Below are 19,787 nucleotides of genomic sequence, written 5' to 3'. Positions count from 1 at the left end.
AACTTGAAGCATCGATCTATCAGTTCTGACCTCGCGATTGTTCATCAAAAAGAGCACACTTTTTGAGCCTTAACCCTCACATGACCACTACACGACCGTCTAGCTGACCACCATTCGACCACCTGAATCGGATTGCGCAACACATGAACAAGCGAATTATGGGGTTAGAGGACAGAATAGAGTTATTCGTGATACTGCAATTCTCTATCTGAAACCCCAATAATTTATTGGGGTATTGCATTACAATTTGCAATATGAAGTTCACTGAGTACATATCGACTCATCACGTGTTCAAGACGAGCGACCTTTTGGACTCGTGCGACTCGCCTTCGTCCGCAGAAGAGCAGCTGCGCATTGCAGTCAAAACGGGAAAGGTCGAACGAATCAGACAAGGCCTTTACGCGTCGATGGTTGGACGATATGAGGGCACTTTGCCTGACTCGCTGGAAGTTATCGCCGGAATCGACCCTGAGGCCATCGTTTGCTACCATACTGCTCTCGATGTTTTGGGCGTTGCGCATGATGTGTCCTTCCAACGTGAATTCCAAACAAACAAGTTGAAGACGAGCTTCGAGTATCGCGGGATTCGCTATGTTCCTTATCCATCAGGAGTCGACTTGCGCACGCGCAAGATAAGAACCGATGCTGTCAGACGCATCAATGTGACCACGAAGGAGCAAACGCTTTGCGACTGTCTTGCGAGACCTGATCGCGCAGGAGGCATCAAGGAATCGATTCGCACGGTAAGCTCCTTTGCCTACATCGATTGCAACATCGTAGTTGAGCTAGCAATATCTTTGGATAAGACTAGCGTCTCGCGCATTGGGTGGTTATTGTCTCAAAAGGCATCCGATTGGCGCGTCCCTGAGGAGGCGCTCGATAAGCTAAGGTCGTTACTCGGGAAAGGGCCTTACAGGCTTGGCAAGACAAAGGCGGGAAACGAAGGATGGTCGCCGGAATGGAGGCTCGTCTTTCCCGAGCCGATAGAAGAGGTGGAATCGTGGATAACGGGAAGATAGTGCTCTTTGAGTCGTCTGACGGCGCTGTGACGCTTGATGTTGCTGTGGACACACAAAGAGACGAGGTCTGGCTCAACCGCAACCAGATGGCCCTTCTCTTCGCCCGTGATGTCAAAACCATCGGAAAGCACGTCGCAAATGCCTTAAAGGAAGAGCTTGATTCTTCTCGGGATTCAGTTGTCGCAAAATTTGCGACAACTGCTTCTGATGGAAAAACCTACCAAGTTGAATACTACAACCTTGATGTCATTATCTCTGTCGGTTATCGAGTGAAATCACAACGCGGCGTCGAATTTCGTCGTTGGGCAACAGATGTGCTGCGCCGCTACATCATCGATGGGCGTGCCGAGAACGAGCTTCGGCTCCAACAGCTGTCGCAAGCCGTTTCACTCTTGGAGCGCATTTCGGACAATCTTGATACCAGCCAAGTGCTGGAGATAGTGAAAAGCTATGCCCCCGCCCTGGACTTGCTTGATGACTACGACCATCAGCGCGTGCAGAAGCCTGGCGGAAACGTGGCTACCTACATCTTGGATTATGACGAGTGCAAGAAGCTCATCAGCACGCTTCGATTCAATGACGAGAGCGGTCTGTTCGGCGTGGAGAAGGACGATTCCTTCAAGAGCAGCATTGCGACGATCTACCAGTCGTTCGGCGGTCAGGATCTCTATCCCTCTGTTCAAGAGAAGGCAGCTAACCTTCTGTACTTCATCGTGAAAAACCACTCCTTCCACGATGGGAACAAGCGCATCGCCGCTACCGTATTTCTCTATTTCTTGGAGAAGAACGGCCTCCTCTATAACGATGGTCAGAAGGTCGTAAGCGATAGCGCCCTTGTAGCCACAACCATCATGATCGCCGAGTCAAAGCCAGAGGAAAAAGAGACCATGGTGTCTCTTGTCATGAATTTTCTGACTTAGCTGTACAGTCGCAGTCGGTACAGATGCGGTACAGATGGGCACGAAAACCTGCCTAAATGCACCGCATTCTGCGTGATAGGCTTAGCGCAAAACACCAGTTCAGACGCATAATCGCGATTACTTTACGTTCCTTAAAGACCGCTCATAACCCGAAGGGCGCAGGCCCAAACCCAGCTACCCCTGCTCGCGCTGCACTCGCATCTCTTACTTGTACCTGCACTCACATCTCTACTTGTACCCGCACTCGCATCTCTCGCGCGCGCCGCACTACTTCACGGTGACCACAGGGCAGTCAGCCTGATGCAGCACCGCATAGCTCACGCTGCCAAGCACGCTGCGCAGCGCGCCCATGCCGCGGCACCCCATCACGATCATATCCACGCCCTCTTCCTCGGCATACTCGCAGATACCGGCAGCTGGCTTGCTGGCAGCCACCGCCTGCACGGTCACCTGGCACTGCAACTCTTTCAGCACATCCTCGATCTGCTCGCGCACGCTGTCGATGGTGCTCTGCTTCGCGTTCGTCAGCAGCGCCTCGTACGTTTGAATGTCGGGGAAGATCTGCTGCACGCTGCCGATCGGCTCGATGGGCGACTCAACCCCCACCCCGACGGCCCCCAGCGGAATCACCGACAGGATGTGCATCGTGGCATCCGGCGTATCGCCGATCAGATCCTTCGCCACCACCAGCGCCTCCTGCGAGGGTTCGGACCCGTCATACGCAACCAGCAGATTCTTGTACAGCATCAGCGCCTCCTTCGCGCGGGTAAACGGATGCATCCATGGTAGCGCATCGAGCTTGCGATAGAATCAACAGCAGCGTTTCGTTGAAGGGAAGATGCCATGACCGTCGTTGATTGCCACTGTCATATCTATCCGGCCAAGATCGCTCAGCGCGCGGTCGAGGGCGTCGGCGCGTTCTACGGCATCGCCATGGACGTTCCGGACGGCACGCCAAAAGCGCTCCTGGCGGCGTGCGCGAACAGCCCCATCACGCACCACATCGTGCATTCGGTGGCAACGCGCGCCGATCAAGTGGCGACCATCAACGACTTCATCGCGCAAACCTGCGCCGAGCAGCCGAACATGATCGGCTTCATGACGCTGCATCAAGATATGGAAGACCCCGCCGCCGAAATCGCCCGCGCGCAGGCCCTGGGGTTGGTGGGCATCAAGCTGCATCCCGACACCCAGCGCGTCAACATGGACGACCCGCGGCTCATGCGCATCTACGAACTGGCCGAGGGCAGGCTGCCCATCATCATGCATTGCGGCGATTACCGCTACGACTTCAGTCATCCGCGCCGCATGCGCGCGGTGCTGGACGCTTTCCCGAACCTTGTGGTGAACGCCGCGCACTTCGGCGGCTGGTCGATCTACGATCTGGCGGTGGAATACCTCGAAGACGCGCGGTGCTTTTTGGACATCTCGTCCAGCATGGCGTTCATCGGACTGCGCCGCACCGCTGAATTGATCGAATTGTACGGCCCTGATCGCATTCTGTTCGGCAGCGATTTCCCCATGTGGGACCCCGTAGCCGAATACGAGCAGTTCGCGAGCCTACCGTTCAGCGCGGCCGACAAGGAGAAGATGACCTGGCGCAATGCCGAGCGGTTCTTAGGGCGCGCGCTTGCAGAAGCGCCATCGGCGTAGCGGCCGACCATACACCAACACAGCATACCGACCATAAACCAACATAGCGCGCCGACCATCACGGTGCGACACGCTACGTCTACATCATCGATACGACGAAAATCTTAGATATCGCTGTACCCGAACTGCTTCTCGCCCTGGAACACTGCCAGCGCATCTGCCACGCTGTAATCGGCCAGCGTGATGGCGCTGATAGCCTTGGTCAGGCGCGTTGCCTCGTCCAGGCTGCGCTGATGAATGTTGCGACCCGTAGCGTTGCCGCATGCGCCGCCCACATGGATCTGGTCATGAAGCTGCGTCAGGAACGTCTCGGCGTCCACCGTGGAACCACCGGCGCACACCAGACCGGTGCGACCAGCCGCCATGCTGGCAACATGCAGCGCCTCGGCTGCCGTGCGGCCGTCCTCGGGCTTCGGCGGGTTCACCTTCACGAAGTCGGCACCCAAGCACAGCGCCACGCCTGCCGCGCCCGCGATCAGGTCGGGATCCTTCTCGGCGGTCACAGCCTTGCCACGCGGATAGATCCACAGAACCACCAGCAGACCGTGCTCATGCGCACGCGCGATCAGCTCGCCAGCCTCGGCCATCATGGTGGCCTCGTACTCGCTGCCCAGGTAGATGGTGTAGCCCAGACCCACGATGTTCACGCCGTTCTCGCGCATTTGCAGCACCGCCTCAAGGTCGGTCAGCTGCGGCGAGTACGGGTCCTCCTGCTTGGTGCCCACCAGGTTGGTCTTGGAGTTCATCTTGATGAGGTAATTGATGTCGGGATAGTCGGCTGCATACTGCGCCACCAGACCGCGCTGCCCAGCCAGCACACCGATAACGCCCTCTTTCCCAATTTGGAACAGGTGCTCAGGGCGCGCATCGGCCTCGTCGATGCCCTCGCCATAGAAGTCCTTGTTCATGTGCTCGACCTTCTGGTCGCATGCGAACAGCATCAGACGTCCGGTGTTGCGCGTGGCCTTCAGGTAATTCTCAACGTAGATATCGCGAGAATCGGCCGGCACATCCATAGGAACGCGCACGTCAGCTGCGGTGATCTTGGGCATGTTGTCTCCTTTTCAAAAAGGGTTGTCGTTGGCATCCATTCTAGTACACGAGCGCCGCGTTGGGCGCCAGTTCACGGATAAGACAGCATTCACCTGACCGCTGGCACAAGGCGCGATCAGGCTTTCGGCTCGCTGTCGTCGGACTCCATGGCTTTCTTGAAATTATCGGCGAAGTTGCCGAACATGCCGGTTGCGCGCCCGATCTGGCGCCCTGCCACGAATGCGCCCTTGTCCACCGCCTCGCCAGCTGCTTGAGCGGCTTTCTGGGCGACGGGTTTCGCGGCATCCACGGCCGCCTGCGCTTGCGGGCGCACCTTGCGCACCACGCGCTTGGCCTTATCGGCTGCCACAGCCGTAGCCTCGCCCGCCTTCTCGGCCGCGCCGCCGCTCACTTCCATCTGCTTCACGCAATCGGATACCACGATGCAGCCCAACGCGCGTTCGTCGTCATCGTCGGCCATGTACAGCTGCGTGCCCATACCACGTTTGAAGCCACGAATATCCTCGGCGGGCACGTTCAGGCGCCCCAAAAGCGTATTAGCCGTAGCGCCCTTACTGACCACGAGCGTCTCAACCGTTCCGGTCTGAGGATGGAACAGCACATCGCCCACCGTGCCGAACGAGGTGCCATCCTGACACATAACGGCCAAACCCATCCAAAGCACGCATGCATCCAGATCGACGCCCAGCGCCTTGCACGCACCCCGGTCGGTCGCCGCTGGATCATCGCGAATCACCAGGCTCCCGTCCACCACGTCGTACCCGTTCACCGCAACGAACAGATCAGCGCGATGGAACATCCACGCCACATCGGGCCGCTTCACCAGGAAACCCACGCAGCGCTTCTTTTGAGGGTGGAACACGCACGCGCGCACCTTGCCCATCTTCTTGACGGCATCAGGGCCGTTCTTCGTGGGGCGGTCCATCCATACCTTCATGCCCGTGAGGGCGGCAGCGCTGACCAACCCACTTTCAAGCTGTTCAGTCATAGTGGAAAAGAAAGAGCGCCGAACCTGCGTCCGGCGCTCATGATCGCGTTCGGGCTCTTACTTATCTGCCTTATCAGCGGCATCTTTGGCCTTGTCGGCAGCATCCTTGGTCTTATCGGCTACCTCTTCAGCACCTTTTTGGGCAGCATCCTTGGTCTTGTCCACCGCACCCTTCACAGCGTCAGCAGCCGAACCGATCGCGTTCGTAGCAGCGCTCTTGGCCTTATCCACTGCGCCCTTCGCCTTATCGGCAATGCCCGGCGCAGCATCCTGCACGGCCTGCGCGCTCTGTTCGGCGTTCTGCTTCACCTGAGCAGCGATGCGGTCGCGCGCAGCCTCGATCTTAGCGCGCAGCTCGTCGTTCTTGTCGGCTGCGGCGGTGGTTGCATTGCCAGCCGCATGCTGGAGATTGTTCAGAGCAGCCTGGCCCTTCTCGGTGGCCTGATGCACGCCGTTTTGGATGGCCTCGCTGGCCTTGGCACCCATAGCCTGCGCATCGTTGGCAACATTGCCCGCATAATCTGCCACCATATTGCGCGTTTCCTCACCAGTACGGGGTGCCAGCAGCAGTGCGCCCACCGCACCCATTGCGCCACCCAAGACGAAGTACATGAACTTATTCATAATTGCCTCCTACGGTCTTCCACGAAAACTGTGCGTCGAATTATACGCGAGGCATTCTGCCCAATACGCGACATCCGGTCCCGCGCACCCGTTAGAAACGCATTTGTAAAGTTCCGTTATCTTTCAAATGCAGCGCGACCAGCCGCCACGCTGACGAGCTCGTCCATGACCGCCGTCATGGACAGCCCCGAGGTCTCGCATGCCAGCGGGAACAACGAGTGGCGGGTCATGCCGGGCGAAACGTCAACTTCAAAGCACTTCGCCTGCGCGCCGTCCCAGATCAGGTCGATGCGGCCCAGGTCGCGCACGCTGTAAGCGCGGTACACCTCCAAAGCCGCCCGCTCGATCTCAGCGCGGATGGCCTCGGCCTGCTCGGGATCAGGCGAGAGCGACGCGGGGCGCACCGGGCAGAAGAAATCGACCTGCTGGTCATCCAAACGCGCCTCGGCGTCGAAGAAGTCGCGGTGCGACACGATCTCCACCGGCGGCAGGGCATGCGCATCCCAGCCGCTGCCTAGAATGGACACCGACAGCTCCACGCCATCGATCCACTGCTCGATGTTGACCGCATCATCGTAGGAAAGCGCATCGAGCACCGCTTCGCCCAGATGCTCCTGGTCATATACCTTATGAACGCCCAGCGCGCTGCCCCCGTGCGCGGGCTTCACCACCACGGGAAAACCGCCCGCCACGCGCTCGGATACCAAGTCGAGCGCCGTTGCCGCGCCCATGTCCTTGAACGCGTCGCGCGCGATGAACACGCCCTGCGGCCAGCTTGCCACCGCAGCATCGCCCGATATTTCGCGGTACTTCACCAAGCTGGAATGCAGCGCATCCTTGTTGTACGCGCGATGGCACACGCTGGCAGGCGACCCCACGAACGGGATGCCCAAAAACTCCAACAGGCTCTGCACCGTGCCGTCTTCGCCATGCTTGCCATGCAGCGCGTTGTACACCACGTCAGGCTTTTCGCTGCGCAGGGTGGGCACCAGATCGGGCACCGTGTCCAACGGCACCACCTTATGCCCCGCTTCCTCGAGCGCATCGCAGACACGCTTACCGCTCTCTAGGCTGAACTTTCGCTCGAACGAGCTTCCGCCCATCAGCACCGCAACCTTCAACCCCATACCGCACCTTCTCTCGCACAGGCTCAGCTTCACTATCTTGCATGTCTCAGATTCTAGCTCATGGCGAACATCACTGCGCCGGGCGCTGCGGTTTTAACCGTTCAAGCCGCTTTCTGGCCGCGACCGCGCCAGCGCGCTGGCAGCAGCCAGCTGGCAGCAGCGAAGCTCATCCAAGGGGAAGGATGACCGTCAACGTGGTGATGCTGCTCTCGTTGGCGGCAGCGATCGTGCCGCCCGCGCGCTCAACGATGCTGCGCGCGATGGCCAGACCCAGCCCATGCCCCTCGTGCGACGTGCGCGCGGCGTCGGCGCGATAGAACCGGTCGAACAGGTGCGGCACATCGGCCTCCGCGATGCTCGGCCCGGTGTTGGAAACCGTGAACCGCGCCTGACCAGCTGCGGCATCAACTGTGAGCACCACGCGCACCGTACCGGCATCATCGGCGTATTTGCAGGCGTTATCCAGCAGTATCTGCACAAGACGACGCGCATCCGGCTCAGGCATCTGCACGCATATCTCGGGCGCAATGTCGGTGCGCAGATCGATCTGACGATCGAACGCCACCGACTCGAACTGCAACGCCTCCCGTGCCACCAGGCGGGACAAATCAGCAGGGGACGCCGCGCTCGTGGTCGTATCGGCGCGCGCGGAAAGCAGCATGTCCTCCACCAGCACCTGCATGCCAAGAGCTTCATCGCGCGTGCTCTCCAGCCATCTGCGTTGGTCGTCGGCAGGCTGGTCGGGCTCGTCCAGCAGAATGGCGGTGTTCGCCAAAATGACCGTGAGCGGGGTTTTCAGGTCGTGCGACGCATCGGCCACGAACTGCTGCTGCTGCGCCCACGCCGCCTTCACCGGCCGCAGCGCCCAGCGCGAGAACGCAACGCTCACCGCCAGCAACACCAACAGCACCGCAGCGCCCACCCATACCAGGTTCACCGCCAGCCCCTTCCAGGTTTCAAGGGGACCGGCATAGACCATGGCAACGTAGCATCCTTCGGGCAGCGTCTTCTTCAGGTAATAGATCGTATTGCCCAGCATGCCCGTGCCATCCGGATGCGCACGCAGCTCGTCGGCGTAGTCGCCAACCACCTCCGGCACCCACATAGCGCTGGACGACTCCTGCAAGAACACGAATTGGTCGCCTTCTTGCTCGTACACCGCGGTGAACATGTCGGGCACGGGACGCGTGGCGAACCGACCGCTCTTCGTGGCGGGATAGATGCTGCGCATGCCGCCGCTCTCACCCCAGTGTCCTTCACCAGCACTGCCGCCTTGGTCATCCACCACCGTGCGGTCAAGGGTCACCTCGGCCGGATCGAGCGCGGCAGGGTCGAATGCGCCCTCCTGCCCGGGCGGCACCGCACCGCTCGCGTTCATCGGAAGCGTGCCCGATGCTTGCTGGATGGCGGCATCGAGCGCGAGGTCGGTATCGGTCACGCTCTGCTGCCAATCCAGGTAGCAGATGGCCGTGAACGCCGCCGTCAGCAAGACCGCTGCCACGCCCATGATCAGCCCGACGAACTTGATGCGCAGCTTCTTGAGCATGGCGTCGCTTTGCCCCGCGAACGTGTCCTCGGTCGTGGGCGACGACAACGCCCGCAGCTTCGCTCTCATGCCTCGCCCTCCTGTGCGCTCGCGCCCTCGACCAGCTGGTAGCCCACGCCGCGCTGCGCCTGAATCTGCATGCGCGACCCCAAGAAGCGCAGCTTGCGCCGCAACATGGACGCATACGCCTCCACGTTCGTGCTATCGGCAGACGAGTCGGCGCCCCACACCTGCTGGATCAGCGTCGCCTTCTCAACCACGCACCCCGCATGCGAGAGCAGCACATCGGCGAACAGGAACTCCTTATGGCTCAGCTGGATGTCCTCGGTGCCGCAAGCAAGGCTGTGCGTATCGGCGCGCAGCACCAGATCGCCCGCGGTCACCGTGCGCGCAGGCTCTTCGGCTTTGCGCCGCAGCAGAGCGCGCAACCGCGCCAGCAGCTCGGGAACGGAGAACGGCTTGGTCATGTACGCATCGGCGCCTCCGTCGAGGCCCTCTATCTTGTCGGGAACCTGATCGCGCGCCGTCAGCATGAGCACCGGGGTGGCAACACCCTCTGCGCGCAGCGCTTCCACCGCACGCACGCCATCCAGGCGCGGCAGCATGATGTCGAAGATGATGGCGTCGTAGGTGCCGGTGCGCGCGTAGTCCAAACCGGTCTGGCCATCGTGCACCACGTCGGCATCGTAGTGTTGACGCTCAAGAATATGCGCGAGCGCTCGCGCCAAGCTCTGATCGTCTTCCACGATGAGAACGCGCACCTGTTCTCCTTCCGCGCCTTCGGGTACCTGGCCGCATCAGCGTGCGAGCAGCTCTATCACCACAAGCTATCACACCTGCCTGCGTGCGCCCGGCATGCTGCCGCGCCGTGCTCGCTCGGTTCATTGTCGGGCTCAAAGCTGAAATCACTCTGAACCGCTACCCCTTCTTTCAGAGTGATTTTAGGGTGCGCCCCTAGCATGCGCACCTGAGATGAGCAGAAACGGAGGGATCCATGGGGTCGTACACCGGCATATTCAAGAGAACGGAGAAGAAGTACTGTCTCTGCGCCGCGCAGCGTCGCATCATCTGCGAGGCGGTGCGCGCGCAGATGATGCCCGACGCCTACGGGCGCCATCGCGTGAACAGTCTGTATCTGGACACCGCCGAGCGCAGCTTGATCGCGCGCTCGCTCGAGAAGCCCCTCTACAAGGAGAAGCTGCGCCTGCGCTGGTACGGCCCTGCCGCACCCGATGCGCCCGCCTTCATCGAGATGAAGAAGAAGTTCAAAGGGGTCGTGTACAAGCGTCGCGTGGCCATGAGCGCACGTGGTGCCGTGGCGTATCTGGAAGGCGCACCGTTCGACGAAGCGGTCGCGCGCTACCCGCTGCTGCTCGAGGGGCGCGCCGTGCCCTCAAGCGCTCTTGACAACCAGATCGCACGCGAGATAGATGCGCTTCGCAGCCGCCACGATGCGCTGGGGCCTTCGGCGCTCATCAGCTGCTCGCGCGAAGCATGGGTGTCCCCCGAGGCATGCGCAGCGTCCGACGACGACGCAGACGACCTGCGCATCACCTTCGATGACGACCTCGCGTTCGCCGACCTCATGAACCTGGATGCCCCAACGGCGCTGCACAGCGCAACGGGCCAGCACACCCAACCAATGCGCGCGCTCGTTTCCGACAGCATCCTCGAGGTGAAATCCACTGCGCCCTACCCGCGCTGGCTGATCGACGCGCTCAACCGCGCGCACGCATACCCGCAATCGTTCTCGAAATACGGCACGATGAGCATGCTGAGCGCCGCACCATCAACGCGGACGCGCGCGAACGTGCGCTCGCGCGTTCATCCGCTTGCGCAGCCGCGTCGCAGCGACCTCTCCCCTCCGCACCAGGCCCGCTCTCACCCGCGCCTGTCTTGACCCCGACCCAGTAAGGAGCTCTCATGTTCGACACCGCTTTCACATCCATCTTCGGCACCGCCGAATCGCTGGTGGCTGGCGTTACCACGCTGGAGTTCCTCTGGTGCTGCGTGGCCTCCATCGTGCTCGGTGCCTGCGTTGCTGGCATCTACATGTTTCGTCACAGCTACTCGAAGAACTTCGTGGTGACGCTGGCGCTGCTGCCGCTGATCGTGCAGATGGTCATCACGCTGGTGAATGGCAACCTGGGCGCAGGCATCGCCGTCATGGGCGTGTTCAACCTGGTGCGCTTCCGCTCCATCCCCGGCAGCGCCAAGGATATCGGCAGCGTGTTCTTGGCCATGGCGGTGGGGCTTGCCACGGGCATGGGTTTCTTGGTGCTGGCCGTGGTGTTCACCGCGGTGGTGGCGGTGGTGAACGTGGCCTATGTGCTCTCGCCGTTCGGGCGCCCGCGCCAGCCTGCCAAGGTGCTCACCGTGACCGTGCCCGAGGATCTGGAATTCGAGGGCATGTTCGACGAGGTGCTCGGGCGTTTCGCTGCCGAAAGCGAACTGACCGAGGTGCGCACCACCAACATGGGCAGCCTGTATCAGATGCAATACGCCGTGCGACTGCGCGAGCCGCGCACGGAAAAGCAGCTGATCGACGAGCTGCGATGCCTGAACGGCAACTTGAAGATAACCCTGGGGCTTGCCCCACAGACGAAGGATGTGCTGTAAATGAAGATGATCGACCGTCTGACCGACCCCGTGCGCACCCGCATGCGCGCGCTGGGCGCTGTGGCGCTCTCCGCCGCGCTCGTAGGCAGCCTGAGCGGATGCGCTGGCTCCACATCGGGCGCGACCGCGAACGAGTCGACCGCCTCCGCTGAGGAAGCGGGCACCTCGCATGCCCTTGAGGACCTTGACCTGACCTTCACGAGCCGAGACAAAGACCCCTCCTACGATGCCGCTGCCGCTACGCGCATCACGCTCGAGGGCAACACGGCACGCGTTGAGGGCGCGGGCGCCACCGCCGATGGCAGCACCGCCACCATCACCGACGAGGGGACCTACCTGGTCAGCGGCACGCTCGACGATGGGCAGGTGGTGGTGGACACGGGCAGTGAGACGAAGGTGCAGGTGGTCTTCGACGGAGCGTCCATCACGAACGCCGATGGGCCCGCCTTCTATGTGAAGAACGCCGATAAGTGCTTCTTGACGCTTGCAGAAGGCAGCGTGAACGCGCTGGCCGATGGGGAGCAGCATGCCGAAGATGAGGACGGCGATGACCTGAACGCCGCGCTGTACAGCTGCGACGACCTGACCATCAACGGCAGCGGCGCACTTGAGGTGACCGGCTCGTACTACCACGCCATCAAGTCGAAGGACGACCTTGTCATCACGGGCGGCGCGTTCGCCATCACGGCTGCGCAAGATGGCCTCCAAGGCAACGATTGCATCAAGATCGCCGATGGCACGTTCACGGTGAACGCGGGCGATGACGCCTTCCATTCCGACATTCTGCTGCTGCTTGAAGGCGGAACGGTCGAGGTGCAGAGCTGCTACGAGGGATTCGAGGCCGAGAAGGTACTGGTGAACGGAGGTGACCACACTATCGTGGCCAGCGACGACGCTGTGAATGCATCGTTGGCGAGCGATGACACGACGAGCGCAGAGGCGACGATGCCGGGAAGAGGAACCGAAGGGGCCGCGCCTGGTATGCAGGCTGAGGGCGCAGGGACGCCCGGGGCGCAAGCCCCTGAGGCGGGCGTCGAAGGCGCTGGCGATGCGCAAGGGATGCGTGGTGGTGATGGGCGCGCACCCGATGGTGAGCTGCCCGCCGAACCGCCGCAAGGCCGCGAGGAACGCGATGCCGCACCAGCTGATACCGCATCGACTGACCTGCCCGCACAGGGCGCCATGCCAAGCGATACTGACCGCGCAGACGGCCCGCGTGGCGCAGGAATGGAGATGGCCGCTTCCAGCGATGCCTGCCTGATCCGGATCAACGGAGGCACGCTGCGCGCCACGGGCGGCAACGATGCGCTCGACAGCAACGGCAACGTTGAGATCAATGGCGGCATCGTGCTCGCGTCAGGCCCGGCACAGGGCATGGACGGTGCGCTCGATTACGATCTGAACGCCACCATCAATGGGGGCACCGTGCTGCTCATCGGTGATATCGGCAGCACGCGCGGGCTTGACCAGTCAGCGCAAGCCTTCGAGACGAACCAGCTGAGCGGAGCGGCAGGCAGCACCGTGCGTCTCCTTGCTGCTGATGGGTCGACCGTGGCAGAGATGGTGGCCGCCTATGACTTCAACACCGTCCTAGCATCCTCTCCCCAGGAAGGCTGTACCGTAGCGGTCGCCTAGCCGCTGCCTGAGCGGCACCACGTCACCGCGGTTGCGGCAATCACCGTTCCCGTAACCGCGGTCGCCACCCCACCGCGGCATCGGCGCGGATCCCCATGCGTCAGGCGCGCACCATGGCACTGCTAGTGCGTGTTGATGGGCGCGCGCGCCGGATCTATGGCGCCCGCTTCGATGAACACGCGATACAGCTCCAAACGCGCTTCGATGACCTCAGCCAAACGACGAATGGCCTCCGTTATGTTCTCGGGGCTCTCATAGCTGAAATTGATGCGCATGCAGTTCTTGCCACCACTGGCCCCCGGATAGAACGAATCGCCAGGCACGTACGTCACGCCCGCGTCCAGCGCCTCGGCCAGCATGCTGCCGGTATCCACGTACTCAGGCAGGGTCACCCATACGAACAGCCCGCCCTCCGGATGGGTCCAGCGCGCTTCCGCCGGGAAATGCTCTTCAAGAGCCGCCAGCATAGCGTCGCGGCGCTCGGTGTAGACGCTGATGAATCGTTGGAGCGTGCGCTGCCAGGGCGTGTCGGTGAAGTAATGTTGGACCACGGCCTGATCAAGCGAACTGCCGCACAGATCGGCACCCTGCTTCACCAGGTTGATCTTGGAGAGCACATGCCGCGGAGCCACGATCCAGCCCACGCGCAGCCCCGGCGCGAACACCTTCGAGATGGTTCCCAGATAGATCACCTGGTCGTCGAGCGCTTTCAGCGGTATCTGATGGCCGCCTTCGAAGCGGATGCGCCCGTACGGGTCGTCTTCCACGATGAGGAAGCCGTATTCGTGCGAGAGCTCCACGAGGCGACGCCTGCGCTCCGCGCTCATGGTCACGCCGCTGGGATTTTGGAAGTTGGGTATCACGTAGGCGAACTTGAGCCGCGGGTTGTCGTGTCCGATGCGCTCAAGCTCGGCCTCCAGCAAGTCCATGCGCATGCCGTCATCGTCGCACTCGATGCAGTGCACGTCGGGCTGATAGGCGCTGAACGCTTGCAGAGCACCCAGATACGTGGGGCCCTCTGCCAAGATGATGTCGCCCGGATCGATGAACGTCTTACCGATGAGGTCAAGCGCCTCTTGGGCACCGGACGTCAGAATGACGTTCTCGGGTTTGCAGCGAATGCCGATGTCGCGCACGATGTCGCACACGACCGCGCGCATGCCGGGCCGCCCATCGGTCGAACCGTATTGCAGCGCCACCGACCGGTCGTTCACGTCAGCCAGAGCGGCAGCGACCGCGCGGTCAACCTCATCGGCGGGCAAAAGGCGCACATCGGGCATGCCGCCCGACAGCGATATCACATCATCGCGCGTGGCGGCGCTGAACAGATCGCGCACTGGGCTGGAGCGCATCATGTGGATGCGCTGGGCAACCTTGCTATCCGACCTATCGAACTCAAGATGAGCTGTCATCTGCGCCCCTCTCCGTGCCATACGCGCTCGCGTGTTCATTCAGCATATCATTCAGGGCCGCAAGCGCATCTTTCGCCGCTCGCAGCGCCACGAGGTCATCATAGAAGTTTACTTCAATGCAGGCGCGCTGCCGCCCCTCGTCGGCCCAGCGGGTGGTACCTACGAAACGCTGGTGCGCCGCCGTGTGCGCATCGTTGGTCTGGTGGTCGATGATCAAGTGCTCCAACAGATGCGGCACCGGCGTGTCCTCCATCACGCTGGCGAAGGTAGGTCCGCGCTGGTTGATGCAGGTATGCCAGGGCAGTGCCGGAAACCGATGGGCGGCGCTGCGGGCAAGCCGAGCATCGGTGCGCCGGGGGCATGTCGGCGCCAAGCGCACCTGCACTCGCAAGCGCCCAGCGTCTACGATCATCTTCTCTATGCGAAGCAACGAAGAACCCACCAGTCACGCATTCGCGCCCAGATCGCTTATATCGAGCGCGTCAACATCGCGGGTGCCGGAACTGCTGGCAGACGAGCTCGCAGAAGTTGGGTCATCTTCCGCCCCTGCGTCCTCAGAGGACGGGTCGGGTTCACCTCCGTCGACACTGTCAGCGGGGTCAGCGGGGTCGTCAAGCGTGCCTGCGTCCGACGCGGCGCCGGCATCGGCCCCAGCATCGGCATCCGCCGCTGCATCAGCGGGCGCCGGATCGTTGCTTGGGTCAAGGTCGCGCGTGAGCTCGGTCACGAACGTGCCGCTTCCCGGGCTCAGCTGCGCCCCGTCGCCGATCAGCTGGGTGAACAGCGCAGCGATAGTCCACGGCACGTCGTCGCACAGGGTGGTCCACCAATCGAATTCACCATCGGTGATCGAGAGCAGCTGCCGATCGAGCGAGAAGCGATACCGCGCGTTGCCCACCATGTTCCCGAACTTGAACGTGATGGTCTTGGCCTGCGCATCCACGGTATAGCGGTACGCCACGTCATCGGTGAGCACGATGGTATCCTCGGTCACTTCGATCACCTTGTCGGTGCCCACGATGCGCCATTGCCCCGTGAAATCGGCTGTGTCGTCATACGTTTCCCAGCGCAGTAGCGCGAACGCCACGCACGCCGCCACGATGGCCGCCGCCACCAGCCCCACCAACGCCCACACGATGCGCCGCACGATCTTCTTGTGCCGCCGCCGTGCCTGACTACGCTCAACGCGTTCGATGCGCTCTTCGCGTGTCAGCTGCTCCCCTTCGGGAAGATCGAAGGATTCGTCGAATGAGGCAGACGGTGCAGGGATGCTCCCCGACTGCTCAAAACCGCCCCCAGGCTGCTCGTCGGCATACTCAGCTTCGCTGTCGGCTTCGAGCGCAGGGTCAGACGGCACGGCATCGCTCAGCAGCGCATCCTGCTCGTCGATGCTCGCATCATGGCTCACGCGCGCCGTGGTATCCGGCTGAGCCTTCTTGGTGCGTTTGCGTTTCCGCGCCATGCGCTTTCGCCCTACTGCGGGCCGATGACCTCAAGTCCGCCCATGTACGGCACCAATGCGCGCGGTACCGTGATGGTGCCATCGGCGTTCTGGTAGTTCTCGATGATGGCCGCCATGCAACGCCCCACGGCAAGGCCGCTGCCGTTCAGGGTATAGAGCAGGCGCGTGCCTTTGAACTGCTCGGGGTCCTTGTAGCGAATGCCCGCGCGACGCGCCTGAAAATCGGTGCAGCACGAACAGCTGCTGATCTCCTTATAGCCGCGGTAACTGGGCATCCACACCTCAACGTCGTAGGTCTTCGCGGCCGAGAAGCCGATGTCGCCCGTGCATAGCGTGATCACACGGTACGGCAGCTCCAGCAGTTGCAGGATGTTCTCAGCGTCGGACACCATGGATTCCAGCTCGTCCCAGGCCTGCTCGGGCGTAGCGTACTTCACCATTTCCACCTTGCTGAACTGGTGCACGCGAATGATGCCGCGCGTATCGCGCCCGGCGCTGCCCGCCTCTTCGCGGAAGCACGGGGTGAATGCGCAGTAGCGCAGCGGCAGCTGGTCGGCGTCCAGGATCTCGCCTGCATGCAGGTTCGTCAGCTGCACCTCGGCTGTGGGGATCAGGTAGAGCCCCTCGGTGGTCTTGTACAGGTCCTCTTCGAACTTTGGCAGCTGAGCCGTGCCGGTCAGGGTGTCGGCGTTAGCCAGCGCGGGCACCCACCATTCCTTGTAGCCGCGGCTGGTGTGCTGATCCAGCATGAAGCTGATGAGCGCGCGCTCGAGCCGCGCCCCGGCGCCGCCCAGCACGTAGAAGCGGCTCTCGGCCAGCTTCACGCCGCGCTCGCTGTCGATGATGCCCAGGTCGGCGCCCAAGTCCCAATGCGGCTTGTCCTCGAAATCGAAGTCGCGCGGGGTGCCCCAGCGGCGCACCTCCGGGTTGTCGTTCTCATCCTTGCCCACCGGCGTGGTGGCATCGGGCATGTTCGGCGTGGCCAGCAGCAGCTCGCGCAATGCAGCATCGGCGGCTGTGCGCCGCTCGGCGGCGGCATCCAGCTGCTCGTTCAGCGCCCGCACGCGCTCCTTGGCCGCCTCGGCCTCTTCGGCGCGGCCGTCCTTCATCATGGCGCCGATCTCCTTCGACGCGCTATTGCGCTCAGCTTGCAAATGCTCTTCTTCGGCAATGGCTTCGCGACGCTGCGCATCCAAACGGCTGAACGCCTGCGCATCGAACGACGCGTTGCGATTCTCCATGGCCTGCGCCACTGCATCAAGATTCTCACGGACGAACTTCACATCCAGCATGCCGACTCCTTACGATTCGATAATCCGTTCAGTATATCGCAGCGGTGCGATGTGATAGCATATCCGACTGTAAAAGAGCCGATACACGCAGTTCAAACACACAAAGGCGGCAGCATTCCGAATGCCCACACAGCAGATCATATTGGACCGATACCGCGTTATCGCGGCGGCGGGCCGCGGCGGATATGCCACGGTGCTGCACGCGTATGACACGCTGCTGAAGCGCGATGTCGCCATCAAGGAGATCCAGCTTTCGGCGTCGGATATCCAGAAGGCGCAGCAGAAAGCGGCCGAGGCGGCTGCGGTGCGCCCCGATGCCATCTTGCCTGATGGTCTTGCGGTGGAAGACGATGCCGAACTCCCCGAGCTTCCTTCGTTTCTGGATAAGCGAGACGAACGGCGACAGCGGCGCGGGCGGCAACGCAGCGGCGCGAACGAGGCAGCGCGCACGCGAAGCGGTGGCCGCATCGCCGCCAACACGCAGGATATCGCGGGCATCGCGGGCGATCTTCCCGGCCTGATCAGCGGCGCGGGCACCGTGCAGATCGATGCTGTTGACGGCCAGGGCGTGCAGCTTGACCACGACGACCTGATCCCCTTGGAAGAGCGCAGCACGGATACCAGCGGCGGCTTGCCGGTGATGAGCGCCGCGTCCGATGGCCGCTCCACGGTGCTGCCCGTATTCGGGCGCGGGACTTCCGGGCATAAGGCGCGCGACCCACGCACTGCCACGCGCGCCGCTTCGCAGGCCGCCAGCCTTGATCCCGCCTTCTATGACAACATTCCCGGCCTCAAGGAGGCTCGATCGGCCGCGCACCTGAACGACCCGAACATCGTGACCGTCTACGACTGCGTGGTAGATGGTTCCAGCGTGTACGTGATCATGGAATACGTGCAAGGCAAAACGCTGGCGCGCATCATGGACGACCTGAAGAACGACATCACGCTGGATATGGTGGCGGCGGTGTTCGACGCGGTCACCCATGCGCTCGAAGTGGCGCACGCGGCCAATCTGCTGCATTTGGATGTGAAGCCCGAAAACGTGATCGTATCCACCAAGGGCGCCATCAAGGTGACCGATTTCGGCCTATCCACGCTGATGGATGCCAGCGGCCGCGGCACCACCGGCGGCGGCACCATCGGCTACATGCCGCTCGAGCAGATGCGCCGCGAAGCGCTGGATGTGCGCACCGACGAATGGGCGCTGGCCAGCCTCACGTACGAGATGCTCTCGGGCAAGAATCCGTTCCGCGCCCACACGCTACGCGAGGCCGAAGGGGCCATCGAGAATGCTGAACTGGTGCTTCCATCGCAGTGCTGGGCATCTATCGACGAAGATGTGGACGATGTCATCTTCCAAGCGCTCGACCCGGACATGGACGAGCGTTTCGGCAGCATCAGCCAGTTCGCCCGCGAGCTGGCGCCCCTGTTGGGCGATGCGAAGGCCGGTAAGAAACAGCTAGCGAAGGTGGTGGAAGGCGAACAGCGGGCCGACGAGGCGCACGAGGAACGCGCAGCGCGGGCAGCTGCCCAGCCCGGCACACCGCTGATCGACCGGTTGGGTCAGCGCGGCGCCGCCATTGCCATGCGCGTGCTGGCAGCAGCGAGCAGTGCCATGGTGGGTGCGATTTCGCTTCTGAACATACGGTTGAACGTCTCTGATATGTTCGGGCTGCTCTCGGGCATGCCCGCTGCGTTCTGGGTGTTGCTGGCGGCATTCGTGGGATTGTCCGCATGGCGGCCACGCGTAGGAATGCCCGTTACCTTCGCGGCGTTCTGCGTCATGCTGATGTGCAACCAGGCCTGGGCGCTGGGGTTGATCTTGCTGGCGCTCACGGGCGTGTGGTGGTGGTTCTTCGGGCGCCGCAGCGACGGCGCATGCACGGTCGTCATGCTGCAACCGCTGTTCGGGTCGGTCGGTTTTGCGGCCATAGCGCCTGTGGGAGCGGCGGTCGTCCTTGACGTGCGCGAGGCGCTGGCGGCGTCGGGCATGGCGGTGGCGAGCGCCATTGCCTTCGCGGCGCTGGGCACAGGCGATGTAGCCATGTGGGACATCACCACCTGTGCGATGACGGCAGCGAATGCGGAGTTGGCAGGCGTTACCATCACGCAAACGCTGCTGCTGACGCTTCAAAATGCGGCCACGTGGCTGGTGGGCGTCAGCTGGGTAGCCGCTGCGGGCCTGTTCAGTTTGTTCTGCCGCCGCGGCACGAAGCTCTTCGACGTGCTAGGTGGCCTGATCGCAGCCGCTTGCATCATCGGCGGCTGCGTGAGCACGGTGTTCCTGATCGATGCGCCGCTTCTGGTGTTCAACCTCATTGCGGCGGTCGTGTGCGGCGGCATGGCCGTTGCGGTTGCGTTCATGAACGTGCCCGACCGCGTGCGCTTGGAAGAGGGCGAGTGGTAGCAAGACTCCGTGCGTCTCAACGGCGCCCGG

Annotated in this window: 18 protein-coding genes; 7 read left to right on the top strand and 11 right to left on the bottom strand. The window is 62.3% G+C overall.

Annotation, left to right across the window (positions count from 1 at the left end; all coding sequences use genetic code 11):
* Positions 1 to 431 precede the first annotated feature (431 nt).
* On the top strand, positions 432 to 1,019 hold the full coding sequence (locus NFR19_RS07595) for a type IV toxin-antitoxin system AbiEi family antitoxin domain-containing protein (protein ID WP_251213193.1): 588 nt from the start codon (positions 432 to 434) through the stop codon (positions 1,017 to 1,019).
* Positions 1,001 to 1,939 (top strand): virulence RhuM family protein/type II toxin-antitoxin system death-on-curing family toxin, encoded by a 939-nt coding sequence (locus tag NFR19_RS07590; protein WP_251213192.1) that lies wholly within the window; start codon positions 1,001 to 1,003, stop codon positions 1,937 to 1,939. The genes NFR19_RS07595 and NFR19_RS07590 overlap by 19 nt, the downstream gene beginning before the upstream one ends.
* Positions 1,940 to 2,206: 267 nt before the next feature.
* On the opposite strand, the gene NFR19_RS07585 is transcribed toward NFR19_RS07590, so the two are convergent.
* Positions 2,207 to 2,686: a universal stress protein gene (locus tag NFR19_RS07585; RefSeq protein WP_251213191.1), complete on the bottom strand. Its 480-nt coding sequence runs from the start codon at positions 2,684 to 2,686 to the stop codon at positions 2,207 to 2,209.
* Between the two features lie 96 nt (positions 2,687 to 2,782).
* Between NFR19_RS07585 and NFR19_RS07580 the strand changes: the two genes are divergently transcribed.
* Complete coding sequence (locus NFR19_RS07580; RefSeq protein ID WP_251213190.1) at positions 2,783 to 3,592, top strand: amidohydrolase family protein; 810 nt, start codon at positions 2,783 to 2,785, stop codon at positions 3,590 to 3,592.
* A 104-nt stretch (positions 3,593 to 3,696) separates the two neighbouring features.
* On the opposite strand, the gene NFR19_RS07575 is transcribed toward NFR19_RS07580, so the two are convergent.
* From NFR19_RS07575 to NFR19_RS07550, 6 genes are all read right to left on the bottom strand, one after another.
* Positions 3,697 to 4,644 carry a beta/alpha barrel domain-containing protein gene (locus NFR19_RS07575; RefSeq protein ID WP_251213189.1) on the bottom strand — a complete coding sequence of 316 codons (948 nt, stop codon included), beginning with the start codon at positions 4,642 to 4,644 and terminating at the stop codon, positions 3,697 to 3,699.
* 116 nt (positions 4,645 to 4,760) lie between these two features.
* Positions 4,761 to 5,633 carry a PRC-barrel domain-containing protein gene (locus NFR19_RS07570; protein ID WP_251213188.1) on the bottom strand — a complete coding sequence of 291 codons (873 nt, stop codon included), beginning with the start codon at positions 5,631 to 5,633 and terminating at the stop codon, positions 4,761 to 4,763.
* 57 nt (positions 5,634 to 5,690) lie between these two features.
* On the bottom strand, positions 5,691 to 6,257 hold the full coding sequence (locus tag NFR19_RS07565) for a YtxH domain-containing protein (protein WP_251213187.1): 567 nt from the start codon (positions 6,255 to 6,257) through the stop codon (positions 5,691 to 5,693).
* Between the two features lie 116 nt (positions 6,258 to 6,373).
* The gene (locus NFR19_RS07560) at positions 6,374 to 7,384 is read right to left on the bottom strand and encodes a D-alanine--D-alanine ligase family protein (protein WP_251213186.1); all 1,011 of its coding nucleotides are present in this window, start codon (positions 7,382 to 7,384) and stop codon (positions 6,374 to 6,376) included.
* 166 nt (positions 7,385 to 7,550) lie between these two features.
* The gene (locus tag NFR19_RS07555; RefSeq protein ID WP_251213185.1) at positions 7,551 to 8,999 is read right to left on the bottom strand and encodes a sensor histidine kinase; all 1,449 of its coding nucleotides are present in this window, start codon (positions 8,997 to 8,999) and stop codon (positions 7,551 to 7,553) included.
* On the bottom strand, positions 8,996 to 9,691 hold the full coding sequence (locus NFR19_RS07550) for a response regulator transcription factor (RefSeq protein WP_251213184.1): 696 nt from the start codon (positions 9,689 to 9,691) through the stop codon (positions 8,996 to 8,998). Before NFR19_RS07550 ends, NFR19_RS07555 begins: the two co-directional genes overlap by 4 nt.
* A 233-nt stretch (positions 9,692 to 9,924) precedes the next feature.
* On the opposite strand from NFR19_RS07550, the gene NFR19_RS07545 reads away from it, so the two are divergent.
* The 3 genes from NFR19_RS07545 to NFR19_RS07535 are packed head-to-tail and all read left to right on the top strand — an operon-like array spanning position 9,925 to position 13,184.
* Positions 9,925 to 10,830, top strand: coding sequence for a polyphosphate polymerase domain-containing protein (locus NFR19_RS07545; protein ID WP_251213183.1), 906 nt, complete (start codon positions 9,925 to 9,927; stop codon positions 10,828 to 10,830).
* Between the two features lie 23 nt (positions 10,831 to 10,853).
* Positions 10,854 to 11,549: a DUF4956 domain-containing protein gene (locus NFR19_RS07540; RefSeq protein WP_251213182.1), complete on the top strand. Its 696-nt coding sequence runs from the start codon at positions 10,854 to 10,856 to the stop codon at positions 11,547 to 11,549.
* Positions 11,550 to 13,184 (top strand): carbohydrate-binding domain-containing protein, encoded by a 1,635-nt coding sequence (locus tag NFR19_RS07535; RefSeq protein WP_251213181.1) that lies wholly within the window; start codon positions 11,550 to 11,552, stop codon positions 13,182 to 13,184.
* A 122-nt stretch (positions 13,185 to 13,306) separates the two neighbouring features.
* Here the strand turns inward: NFR19_RS07535 and NFR19_RS07530 are convergent, their stop codons facing one another.
* From NFR19_RS07530 to serS, 4 genes are read right to left on the bottom strand one after another with little or no spacing between them, the layout of a single operon-like run.
* Positions 13,307 to 14,596, bottom strand: coding sequence for an aminotransferase-like domain-containing protein (locus tag NFR19_RS07530; RefSeq protein ID WP_251213180.1), 1,290 nt, complete (start codon positions 14,594 to 14,596; stop codon positions 13,307 to 13,309).
* Positions 14,580 to 15,038, bottom strand: a complete 459-nt coding sequence (locus tag NFR19_RS07525; RefSeq protein ID WP_251213179.1) for a hypothetical protein — start codon at positions 15,036 to 15,038, stop codon at positions 14,580 to 14,582. The genes NFR19_RS07530 and NFR19_RS07525 overlap by 17 nt, the downstream gene beginning before the upstream one ends.
* 3 nt (positions 15,039 to 15,041) lie before the next feature.
* Complete coding sequence (locus NFR19_RS07520) at positions 15,042 to 16,058, bottom strand: hypothetical protein (protein ID WP_251213178.1); 1,017 nt, start codon at positions 16,056 to 16,058, stop codon at positions 15,042 to 15,044.
* Between the two features lie 11 nt (positions 16,059 to 16,069).
* The gene (gene serS, locus NFR19_RS07515) at positions 16,070 to 17,350 is read right to left on the bottom strand and encodes a serine--tRNA ligase (protein ID WP_251213177.1); all 1,281 of its coding nucleotides are present in this window, start codon (positions 17,348 to 17,350) and stop codon (positions 16,070 to 16,072) included.
* A 121-nt stretch (positions 17,351 to 17,471) separates the two neighbouring features.
* Here serS and NFR19_RS07510 point away from each other — a divergent pair, with 121 nt between their 5' ends.
* Positions 17,472 to 19,757, top strand: a complete 2,286-nt coding sequence (locus NFR19_RS07510) for a serine/threonine-protein kinase (RefSeq protein WP_251213176.1) — start codon at positions 17,472 to 17,474, stop codon at positions 19,755 to 19,757.
* Positions 19,758 to 19,787: the final 30 nt, after the last annotated feature.

It is taken from the genome of Adlercreutzia murintestinalis (assembly GCF_943192905.1).
In the GTDB taxonomy this organism is placed as follows: domain Bacteria; phylum Actinomycetota; class Coriobacteriia; order Coriobacteriales; family Eggerthellaceae; genus Adlercreutzia_A; species Adlercreutzia_A murintestinalis.
Note: the sequence above shows the minus strand (reverse complement) of the source record. Positions and strands in the feature narration are given on the sequence as shown.